General features: G+C 76.2%; 1 protein-coding gene. It reads left to right on the forward strand.

The window, feature by feature from the left end:
• Positions 1 to 137: 137 nt before the first annotated feature.
• On the forward strand, positions 138 to 883 hold a 746-nt coding region (locus AB8Z36_RS41095; RefSeq protein ID WP_369218438.1), incomplete at its 3' end, for an MFS transporter.

The following is an 883-nucleotide window of genomic DNA, read 5'->3' on the forward strand; positions in this document are numbered from 1 at the left end:
ACCACGCATCGCGAGCCCACCCCCACCGCACACCGAAGCCGTCCGCGCGGATCGCGCGAAATATGTGCACGACTGCGCACGCATGCATACAGTGGAGGCGTTGGCCCACCCGTCCCCCCGACAGGGAGCGCCGCCTTGTGCTGACCGTGCTGCGCGATCGCACCTACCGCCATCTCTTCGCCGCCCAGGTCATCGCCCTTCTGGGCACGGGCCTCGCCACGGTGGCGCTCGGACTGCTCGCGTACGACATCGCGGGCGCCGACGCCGGGTCCGTCCTCGGCACCGCGCTGGCGATCAAGATGGTGGCCTACGTCGGCATCGCCCCGGTGATCGGCGCCGTGGCGGACCGGCTGCCGCGCCGGGCCCTGATGGCCGGTGCCGACCTGGTCCGGGGCACCGTCGCGCTCATGCTGCCCGTCGTGCACCAGGTGTGGCAGGTCTACGCCCTGATCTTCCTGCTCCAGGCCGCGTCGGCCGCGTTCACACCGGCCTTCCAGGCCGTCATCCCCGACGTCCTGCCCAAGGAGCGCGACTACACCCAGGCGCTGTCCCTCTCGCGGCTCGCCTATGACATGGAGAGCCTGTGCAGCCCCGCGCTCGCCGCCGCGCTGCTGTCGGTGGTCTCCTACCACTGGCTGTTCACCGGCACCGTGCTCGGCTTCCTCGCCTCCGCCGCCCTCGTGCTCTCCGCCGCCCTCCCCCGGCGCACCCGGGCCACCGCCGACCCCGGGCCCGGGGGGGGGGGGGGGGGGGGGGGGGGGGGGGGGGGGGGGGGGGGGGGGGGGGGGGGGGGGGGGGGGGGGGGGGGGGGGGGGGGGGGGGGGGGGGGGGGGGGGGGGGCAGCCCCGCGCTCGCCGCCGCGCTGCTGTCGGTGGTCTCCTAC

It is taken from the genome of Streptomyces flavofungini (assembly GCF_041028215.1).
Lineage (GTDB): Bacteria > Actinomycetota > Actinomycetes > Streptomycetales > Streptomycetaceae > Streptomyces > Streptomyces flavofungini_B.